The following is a 9,706-nucleotide window of genomic DNA, read 5'->3' on the forward strand; positions in this document are numbered from 1 at the left end:
CGCCGCATTCCCCTTCTCTCTGTTCTTCGTCTCCGGAGGCATTGGTGTCGGATCTGCTCGTCGACGGTGCGTGGCTCGCGAGCCGGCTCGGTTCGGACGACCTCGTCGTCCTGGACTGCTCCGTCACGAACGTGATCCACGAGGGCGGCGGTTTCGAGCTCCGCAGCGGGCGTGAGGTGTGGGAGCAGGGGCACATCCCCGGCTCGCAGCACGTCGACCTGCTCGCCGACCTGTCGGACCGGAACTCGCCGATCCCGCTGATGGCGCCGCCGGTCGACCAACTGCGCGCGGCGCTCGTGGCGGCCGGTGTGGCGGACGGCCGGCAGGTCGTCCTCTACGACAACAACCTCAACCTGTGGTCCACGCGGGTCTGGTTCATGCTGCGCGCGGTGTCGGTCGACGCGGTGGTGCTCGACGGCGGCTGGCAGTCCTGGACGGCCCAGGACCGGCCGGTCGAGACCGGCGCGGGGGCTCCGGTGGTGCCCGGCACGCTCACGCTCACCCCGCGGCCGACGCTGTTCGTCGGCAAGGACGACGTGCGCGCGAGCCTCGACGACTCCTCGACCTGCCTGATCGACGCGCTCCAGGCGGAGGTCTTCCGCGGCGAGCGGCAGGACTACGCCCGCCCCGGCCACATCCCGGGCGCGCGGAACGTCCCGTACCCCGACCTCGTCGACCACGAGACGCACCGCTTCCTGCCGCTGGAGGAGCTGTGGGCGAAGTTCGCGCACGCGCAGGCGGACTCGGCCGAGCGTGTGATCACCTACTGCGGCGGGGGAGTGGCCGCCTCGGCCGCGGCCTTCGTGCTGCAGCGACTCGGCGTCGAGAACGTCTCGGTCTACGACGGCTCGATGATGGAGTGGAGCTCCGACCCCGAGCTCCCGCTGGTGACCGGCGAGAGCTGACAGCCCGTCAGCCCGCGGGTCGGGCAGCGGGTCAGTCAGTCGGTCAGCCGGCCGGCTGCCGCAGGGCGGCGATGACGTAGGTCGACATCCAGTCGCGGATGCGGTCGTCGTCGAGGCCGAAGCCGGCGGCGTTCTCCACCAGGGCGAACTGGGCGAACATGATCCACTGGATCAGCTCGTCCAGCGGGCGGTCGGTGCGCAGGCCGTGGTGCTCCTGTGCGTCGGTGAGCAGGGGGGTCCAGAACTCGCCGAGAATCGCGAGCACCCGCTCGGACTCCAGGAACATCGGCGTCAGTTGCGCGAATTCGGCGTCGACGAGCAGCCGCACGTACGGATTGGCGAGGGACTCCGCCACCGTCAGGTACGCGGCGTGGGCGATCCGGTCCAGGCCGCGGCCGCGCAGCCGGCGGCGGGTGCTGTCGAGGATCTGCTGCACCTGCCGGGCGACGACCTCGAGGATGAGGTCGTCCTTCGACGCGAAGTAGTAGTAGACCGTCGGGCGCGAGACGCCGAGCGCGTTCGCGACGTCGTCCATGTTGGTCGCGCGGATGCCCTGCTTCTCGAAGCAGGCGAGCGCGGCGTCGTGGATGCGCGTCCGCGGGTCGTTGCCAAGGGCCGACTTCGGACCGCGCTTGCGGCCCCCGCTCCCGTCGTCCCCCATGGCGGTGAGTTTAGGGCTGCCCGCCGGCGCCGACGGCAGCCGAATCGAAATATTGACAGTCGCACCTATAAGTCAGTATTTATGGAGCACAACGAAACCCACGTCACGTAACGTCCCAGGTCAGGCGCGAGTTACCTACGCGTAGTAAGTGCCCGCTCGCTTCGGGTGAAGATGTCCGGAACGTGTCCGGCGTTCCCGGTTCGCCCGTTGACGACGTGGACATGTCTCCTTAGACTAAAGCCTGTAGGTTTCATCGGCGTTGCTGCGGACGCCATCCCGACGATCACCCGTTCGGGGGCACCGCGGCCAGCAGTGAGGGGTCACCAGGGTGACGATCACGTCGAGGGCAGCTGTCCTCTTCGAAGCACCGGGGGAATGGGAGATCGTCGAGGTTCAGGTCGACGAACCCAAGGAGCACGAGGTGCTCGTCCGCTACGTGACCGCGGGTCTCTGCCACTCCGACGACCACGTCGCCAAGGGTGACGTGCCGATGGCGCACCTGCCGATGTGCGGTGGCCACGAGGGCGCCGGCATCGTCGAGGCCGTCGGCCCCGGTGTCCGCAACCTGCAGCCCGGTGACCACATCATCGCGGCGTTCATCCCGAGCTGTGGCCACTGTCGCTGGTGTGCGAGCGGGATGCAGAACCTCTGCGACAACGGCGCCTTCATGATGATGGGCACCCAGCTCGACGGCACGTTCCGCATGCACCACAAGGGTCAGGACGTCGCGCAGACCTCCCTGGTCTCCACGTTCTCCGAGTACGCCGTCATCCCCGAGTGGGGGGCGCTGAAGATCGACAAGGACCTGCCGCTGCAGTCCGTCGCGCTCCTCGGCTGCGGTGTCCCCACCGGGTGGGGTTCGGCCGTCAACGCCGCGCAGGTCCGCCCCGGTGACGTCGTCATCGTCATGGGCACCGGCGGCATCGGCATCAACGCCGTCCAGGGTGCGAAGCACGCGGGTGCGGCGCGAATCATCGCCGTCGACCCGGTGCAGTTCAAGCGCGAGAGCGCACTGAAGCTCGGCGCCACCGACGCGGTCGAGAACATGACTCAGGCGACCGACCTCGCGCAGTCCCTGACGAACGGTCAGGGCGCTGACTCGGCCATCGTCACCGTCGGTGTCGCCAAGGGCGAGCACGTCGGCCAGGCCTTCGCCTCGGTCCGCAAGGCCGGCACCGTCGTGCTCACCGCGGTCTCGAACATCGACGAGTCGAACATCCCGGTCAATCTCTTCGAGATGGCCATGTTCCAGAAGCGGATCCAGGGCGCGCTGTTCGGGATGATGTCGCCGCAGGCCGCGATTCCGCACTTCTTGAACCTGTACAAGCAGGGCCAGCTGCACCTCGACGAGCTCGTCTCGAAGCGGTACCCGCTGGAGCAGATCAACACTGCGTACGCCGACATGCACGCGGGCACCAACATCCGTGGAGTGGTGGACTTCTGATGGCAGCGACCCTGGTCTCGGCGCTCCGGTGGTGGGCGCGTACCCGCGGCGACGACGCGGCGTGGATCCTCGAGGACGACACGGTCTCCTTCCGTACCGCGCAGGACTGGACCTCCCGCATCGGTGAGGACCTCGTCGCCCGCGGCGTGCAGCCGGGCGACCGCGTCGGCGTCCTCGGCGGCAACTCGCTCGAGTGGGCCGCGGCCGCTCTCGGCGTCCTCAAGGCCGGCGGCGTCGTGGTTCCGCTCAACCCGCGTCTGGTCGGGCCGGAGCTGCACAAGATCCTCTCGACCGCCGGCGCCACGGCCGTGATCCACGAGCCCGCCTTCGAGCCGGTGCTCAAGGAGGTCGTCGGGATGGGGCTGGAGCTCCAGACCATCGCCCTCGACGCCGTCGCTGACGTCCGCCCCGAGGCGGGCGCGGACCCGAACGACTTCGTCGTCGACGTCGACCCCGAGGCCCCGGCCATGGTGATCTTCACCAGCGGCTCGACCGGCCTGTCCAAGGGCGTCATCTGCACGAACCGTCAGCTGCTCTCGATCGCCTTCGAGGCCAGCCTGACCGAGGAGGGCATGCGGCCGGGCGGTACGACCCTGCTCGTCCTCCCGCTCGCCTTCACGCCGGGTCTCGTCTGGGGCCTGTCGCTCTCGGCGATCCTCGGCACCACGCTCGTCGTGGAGAAGACGCTCGACCCGACCCGCGCCGTCGACCTGATCGAGAAGCACAAGGTCGGCGCCCTGTTCGGTGTCCCGCTCATCTTCGGCGCCATCGCCTCGGCCCCGAACTTCGCGAGCGCCGACCTCTCCTCGCTGACGTCCGCGTTCACCGGCGGCGCCCCCGTGCCCGTGCCGCTGCTCCAGGCCTGGGGCAGCAAGGGTGTGAAGCTCCGTCAGATCTACGGCATGACCGAGGCCGGCGGCGTCGCGACCGCCACCCTCGTCAAGGACGCCGACCAGCACCCCGACTCGTGCGGCCACGGCTCGGTCTTCACCGAGTTCCGCATCGTCGACGCCGAGGGCAACCCGTGTGCGCCCGGCGAGAACGGCGAGATCCTGCTCCGCGGCCCGGGCATGACGCCGGGCTACTGGGGCGACGAGGAGACCACCGCGCAGGCCATCCGCGACGGCTGGATCCACAGCGGCGACCTCGGCACCACGACCGAGGACGGTCGGCTCAAGTTCGTCGACCGGCTCAAGGACCTGATCATCACCGGCGGCATCAACGTCTCCCCGGTGGAGATCGAGCAGGTCATCGCGGCGATCCCCGGTGTGACCGAGGTCGCGGTGATCAGTGCGCCGGACGAGAAGTTCGGTGAGACGCCGGCTGCGATCCTCTTCGCGGACGGTTCGGTGACCGTGGAAGCGGTCGTCGAGCGGTGCAACGAGCAGCTGTCCAGCTACAAGGTCCCGCGGTACGTCGTGCTCTCCGAGGAGCCGCTCGCCAAGCTCCCCAACGGGAAGCTCGCCAAGGTCGCCATCCGCGAGCAGTACGCGGATGTCGCAACGACGCATCCAAAGGTTCGCTAAACCCGCACGCTCTCGGTTCCCTCGACGGATTATCTGTCGAATACCTTTAGATAAACCCCCCGATCTTCACCGCACGGCACGAAGGGACCCCCACCCATGAGCGGTAAGCACAAGCGAGCCAAGTTCGCCGGAAGCCGGCGGCGGGTCGCGGCGACGGCGATTGCCACGGTGCTCACCCCGGCGGCTGCCACGTTCGGCGCCCCGGCCGCCTCCGCCGCCCCGGCGGAGGAGGACCCGTTCGGTGCGGTATCGGACTTCGGTTCGGGCACGTACGCCGGCAAGGCGTCCGCGGACGGTGTCCGTGCGACGGTCGCGCTGCGTGACTACCTGATCATCGAGGACTTCGTCGACGGCGGCGGTCCGACCGCTCAGGCGGCGCTGGACAGCCTCGGGGAGAGCACGGCGTACTCCTCGCTCCCGTACCCGGGTGCGACCGGTGTGGCCCTGCCCGGTCTGGTCTCGACGCTGTCGGGCAAGTCGGTTCCCTCGTACCCGTTCTACGTGTCGAGCCAGAACCCCTCGAACCCGACCGAGACGGTCCGTCAGCCCGGCTACCTGATGCACGCCGAGTCGGCGGCCGAGCGGTCCGCCGCGCAGACCCAGCTGGGCTCGTCGACGAACACCGGTGAGGAGCTGGGCACCTTCGCCAACGCGAGCGTGGACTTCGTCGGGGGGACGATCACCTCGCTCGGTGAGGCGCGCACCCGCCTGGCGGTCGGGCCGGTGCAGCTCAACGGTGCCTTCTCCCGCGCGGTCGTGACGGTCGCCCCGGGCGGCAAGATCACCAAGTCCTCGACGTTCGAGACCGCGCTGCGCATCGGCAACACCGTCATCGGCGTGACCGACAAGGGTCTGGTCGTCGGCGACCAGAACGCTCCGCTGGACCCGGCCCGCCAGGTCGAGCAGGCCGTCACCCAGGCCGGCGTGACGGTCAAGTTCCTCCCGGCGGTCGAGACCGCGGACTCGATCCTGTCCTCCGGGCTGGAGATCAGCCTGGTCCAGGCGATCCCGAACGTCGGCACCGCCAAGGGCGTCGTCAGCTACATCATCGGCCGCACGTTCGCGCAGGCGACCGCGTCCGGCTTCACCTCGGGTGCGACCGGGACCGGCACGCCGCTCCCGGCGAACGAGACCCCCGCGGCCCCGGCCGCTCCGGTGGCGGGTGTGCCGTCGCTCGGTGACGTCGACGCGGGTGCCCTCCCGGAGGCCCTGCCCGGCGCGCTCCCCGGCGCCGTCGCCGGCGGTGCTCCGGTGCCGACCGCGAACTTCGTGAACGCCGGCATCGCCCAGCCCAAGCTGACCGAGCTGGAGTTCTACCCGATCCTCGCCGCGATCGTTCCGATCCTGCTGCTGGCGGCCGTCGGTGCCCGCCGCTTCGTGTAGCCGGCACTGCGTGTGATCGCCGGCCCTTTAGACCTCCGAACCGAACCGATCTGAGGACCCGAAGATGGAATTCGTGAAGTGGTGCCGCCTGCAGTGGGACCGGGCCTTGTCCGTGGCGGCGATCCTCGCCGGTGTTGTTCTCGTCATCCTGGGCTGGATCGGCGTCTCTGACACCCCGTACATCGCCAAGCAGGTGCCGTTCGTCGTCTCGTACGGCATCGGTGGCCTCGTGCTGATCATCATCGGCTCGACGCTGTGGCTGTCGGCGGACATGAACGACGAGTGGCGCACGCTCGACCGCCTCGAAGAGGCGCAGCGGGCCAACATCGTCGACCGTTCTGAGCTGACGGCTCTTCAGGACCGTCTGCGCGCGCTGGAGAGCCGCGCGGACGCCCGGGCGTCCGAGCTCAGCCGTTCCCACTGATGGCTGGGAGCACGGTTCTGTCGCGTAGCGCGGGAGCCGGAAGCCGGGCCGCCGGACGGCGCCGGCCGGGTTCACCGCCCAGCCTGATCGCCGCGGCGATCCCGGGTGCGCTCGGTGTGCTGCTTCTGATCCTGGGCTGGATCTCGGTCAGCGGTGAAGCCGCGTTCGACGATCAGCAGTCCGGCCTGAACATCGCGATCCTCGGCGCGCTCGTCGTGCTGATCGGGTGCGGGTTCTACCTGTTCATGTTCCGCCGTCGCATCCAGCGCCGCATGCGTGCGGTGCGGAGCTCGGTCTTCGGGGAGGAGGAGGACTGATGGACACCTGGTTGCCCTTCGTCGTCATCGGCATCACTGCCGGTGCGATCTACGGTCTGGCCGGCGTCGGCCTCGTCCTCACCTACCGGACCTCCGGCGTCTTCAACTTCGCCCACGGTGCGCTCGCGACCGCCGGCGTGTACCTGTTCTACGAGCTCTCGGTTCAGCGCTCCTGGCCATGGTGGCTGGCCGCGATCGTCTGTGTGGCAGTTTTCGGTGTGCTGATGGGCCTGGCGCTCGAACAGGTCGCGCGCCGGTTGGCCAAGGCACCCGCGTCGGTCATCGTCGTCGCGACCGTCGGCATCCTGCTGATCATTCAGGGCGCCGCCGCCGAGCGGTACGGCTCGCAGACGATCACCATCGACCAGTTCCTGCCGACGGACACCTTCGACATCTCCGTCTCGGTCGGTTACGACCAGCTGATCACCACGCTCGTGGGTGTCGCGATCGCCGCCGGCCTCGCGATCCTGCTCGGCCGGACCCGCATCGGTATCGCGATGCGCGGTGTGGTCGACGACTCGGACCTGATGGAGCTGACCGGTCTGTCCGGCCCGGCGATCCGCCGGTTCGCCTGGATGATCGGTGGTTCGGTCGCGGTCGTCTCGGGCATCCTGCTCGCTCCGACCATCGGTCTGGACCCGGTCCGTCTGACCTACCTGGTCGTCCAGGCCTTCGGTGCCGCGGCCATCGGTCGCTTCCGCAGCCTGCCGTGGACGTTCATCGGCGGTCTGATGATCGGCGTCGCCGCCGCGATCGGGCAGAAGCTCGAGGCGGAGAACTCCGCGCTGCTGGGTCTGCCGGCCTCGGTGCCGTTCATCGCCCTGTTCGTGATGCTGATCGTCGCCGGCAAGCGCGGTCTGCCCACCCCGGCGCCGGTGCGCCGTCAGCAGCCGGAGACCTTCACCCCGCTCCCGCTGGGTGTCCGTGCGGGCTTCGGCCTGGCGCTCGGCGTGCTGGTGATCGCCCTGCCGGGCCTGGTGGACGCCCGTCTGCCGGTCTTCACCCAGGCCGTCGGTCTGGCGATCATGTTCATGTCGCTGTCACTGCTGGTGAAGATGTCGGCGCAGGTTTCGCTGTGTCAGGCCGCCTTCGTCGCCGTCGGTGCGGTCGCGTTCTCCCGCCTGTCGACCGAGGCGCACCTGCCCTGGCTGCTGGCGCTGATCGGCGCGGGTCTGATCACGGTCCCGCTCGGCATCATCGTCGCGCTGCCGGCGGTTCGGCTGGCCGGTATCTACCTGGCGCTGGCGACGTTCGCGTTCGGCCTGCTGATGGAGAACCTGATCTACCGCAAGGGGATCATGTTCCCCCAGGGTGGTGTGCGCGAGGCTCCGCGGCCGAACATCCCCGGGTCGGGGGAGGCCAGCGACAAGGAGTTCTTCTACATCGCGGTCGCGATCCTGGTTGCGGTCATCGTCGCCGTCATCGTGCTGCAGCGCTCGCGTCTGGGTCGCCTGCTCCGCGCCATGGCGGACTCGCCGCTGGCGCTGTCGACCTACGGCACCGGCACCACGACCACGCTCATGCTGCTGTTCGCGATTTCGGCGTTCTTCGCCGGCATCGCCGGTGGCGTGCTCGCGGTCGGCACCGGCGCCGCCGGTCCGGGTGGTCTCGGGTCGCTGCAGTCGCTGCTGTGGGTCGCGATCATCTCGATCACCGGGTCGAACCTGATCCGGTCCTCGATCATCGCGGCGCTGCTGCTGGCGGTCATGCCCTCCTACGTGACCGAGCTGAACCCGAACTACCAGTCGATCATGTTCGGCGTCGCCGCCGTCCTGGTCGCGCTGCTCGCCGCCAAGGAGTTCGACCCGGTCGCGTGGATCCGCGAGAACCTCGCCACCTCCGCCCGCATCGGCACCCGGGGCCCGATCCCGAGCCGGGCCGCGGACGGCGGTTGGCGCCGGGCCGCGAGCTCGCGCCAGCCCGTTGCGGCGGCGGCCGCGCGGCGGGCTGCCGGTGAGGGCGAGGACGACGACCAGCCGATCGAGCTCGCATCGACGGGAGGCTCCCGATGAGCTCACCGAGCGCCGACACCACGGCAACCCTGCAGATCCGTGAGCGCAAGGATCTGCCCGGGCTGAACATCGACGGTCTGACGATCCGGTTCGGTGGCCACACCGCGGTGAACCACCTGACGATGAGCGCCCCGATCGGTCAGGTCACCGGCCTGATCGGACCGAACGGCGCCGGCAAGTCGACGACGTTCAACGCCTGCTCGGGTTCGCTCACCCCGGCGGAGGGTTCGATCACCTTCGACGGCGTCGACCTGACGAAGGCTCCGGAGTCCAAGCGGGCGCACCTGGGCATCGGGCGCACCTTCCAGCGGATCGAGCTCTTCGACTCCCTGACGGTGCGTGAGAACGTCCAGCTCGGCCGGGAGGCCCGGCTCGCCGGCACCTCGCCGATCACCCAGCTCCTGCCCCGCAAGGGCGAGCGGGCGATGGTCGCGGAGGCGGCCGAGCGTGCCATGGAGCAGTGCGGGATCCTCGACGTCGCCGGTGCCCGCGCCGGTCGGCTCTCGACCGGTCAGCGCCGCCTCGTCGAGCTCGCCCGCGCGCTGGCCGGGGACTTCCGGCTGCTGCTCCTGGACGAGCCGTCCTCGGGTCTGGACCACTCCGAGAGTGATGCGTTCACCGCGCTGCTCCGTCAGGTGGTCGCCGAGAACGGGATCGGCATCCTCATCGTCGAGCACGACATGAACGTCATCTCGGGGCTCTGCGACTACGCCTACGTCCTCGACTTCGGCCAGCTGATCTTCGAGGGTCTGCCTCGCGAGGTCCTGAGCTCCGAGATCGTCCGCAAGGCCTACCTCGGTACGGAGGATCTCGGCATCTCCGACGCCGACGAGACGGACCCGCCCGCCGATCCGGGCAACCTCAACGGAACGGGGCCGCACCGTGACCACGCCTGACGCGAACTCCACCGCGCGCCCCATCCTCGAGGCGCGCGGGGTGACCTCCGGCTACGGCGAGAAGACCGTCGTCCGCAACATGAGCCTGACGCTGCCGGCCGGCGCGTCGATGGCGATCCTGGGCCCGAACGGCGCGGG

At 69.5% G+C, this 9,706-nt stretch carries 9 protein-coding genes; 8 read left to right on the forward strand and 1 reads right to left on the reverse strand.

Annotated elements, in window-relative coordinates:
- Window positions 1–44 precede the first annotated feature (44 nt).
- A complete protein-coding gene (locus ABD401_RS02590) occupies window positions 45–905 on the forward strand; it encodes a sulfurtransferase (RefSeq protein ID WP_344601268.1) in 861 nt (286 codons plus the stop codon).
- 43 nt (window positions 906–948) lie between these two features.
- On the opposite strand, the gene ABD401_RS02595 is transcribed toward ABD401_RS02590, so the two are convergent.
- On the reverse strand, window positions 949–1,566 hold the full coding sequence (locus ABD401_RS02595; RefSeq protein WP_344601270.1) for a TetR/AcrR family transcriptional regulator: 618 nt from the start codon (window positions 1,564–1,566) through the stop codon (window positions 949–951).
- 334 nt (window positions 1,567–1,900) lie between these two features.
- Between ABD401_RS02595 and ABD401_RS02600 the strand changes: the two genes are divergently transcribed.
- The 7 genes from ABD401_RS02600 to ABD401_RS02630 all read left to right on the forward strand — a co-directional run bounded on the left by ABD401_RS02600 (window position 1,901) and on the right by ABD401_RS02630 (window position 9,568).
- A complete protein-coding gene (locus tag ABD401_RS02600) occupies window positions 1,901–3,010 on the forward strand; it encodes an NDMA-dependent alcohol dehydrogenase (RefSeq protein WP_344601289.1) in 1,110 nt (369 codons plus the stop codon).
- Window positions 3,010–4,536 carry a class I adenylate-forming enzyme family protein gene (locus tag ABD401_RS02605; protein ID WP_344601272.1) on the forward strand — a complete coding sequence of 509 codons (1,527 nt, stop codon included), beginning with the start codon at window positions 3,010–3,012 and terminating at the stop codon, window positions 4,534–4,536. Before ABD401_RS02600 ends, ABD401_RS02605 begins: the two co-directional genes overlap by 1 nt.
- A gap of 96 nt (window positions 4,537–4,632) precedes the next feature.
- On the forward strand, window positions 4,633–5,919 hold the full coding sequence (locus ABD401_RS02610) for a hypothetical protein (RefSeq protein ID WP_344601274.1): 1,287 nt from the start codon (window positions 4,633–4,635) through the stop codon (window positions 5,917–5,919).
- A gap of 64 nt (window positions 5,920–5,983) precedes the next feature.
- Entirely contained in the window at window positions 5,984–6,343 is a 360-nt protein-coding gene (locus tag ABD401_RS02615; protein WP_344601276.1) for a hypothetical protein, read from the forward strand.
- 116 nt (window positions 6,344–6,459) lie between these two features.
- Window positions 6,460–6,660, forward strand: coding sequence for a hypothetical protein (locus tag ABD401_RS02620; protein ID WP_344601278.1), 201 nt, complete (start codon window positions 6,460–6,462; stop codon window positions 6,658–6,660).
- Window positions 6,660–8,672, forward strand: coding sequence for a branched-chain amino acid ABC transporter permease (locus ABD401_RS02625; protein WP_344601280.1), 2,013 nt, complete (start codon window positions 6,660–6,662; stop codon window positions 8,670–8,672). The genes ABD401_RS02620 and ABD401_RS02625 overlap by 1 nt, the downstream gene beginning before the upstream one ends.
- Complete coding sequence (locus tag ABD401_RS02630; RefSeq protein ID WP_344601282.1) at window positions 8,669–9,568, forward strand: ABC transporter ATP-binding protein; 900 nt, start codon at window positions 8,669–8,671, stop codon at window positions 9,566–9,568. The genes ABD401_RS02625 and ABD401_RS02630 overlap by 4 nt, the downstream gene beginning before the upstream one ends.
- Window positions 9,569–9,706 lie beyond the last annotated feature (138 nt).

The sequence above is a fragment of the Sporichthya brevicatena genome (assembly GCF_039525035.1).
GTDB lineage: Bacteria > Actinomycetota > Actinomycetes > Sporichthyales > Sporichthyaceae > Sporichthya > Sporichthya brevicatena.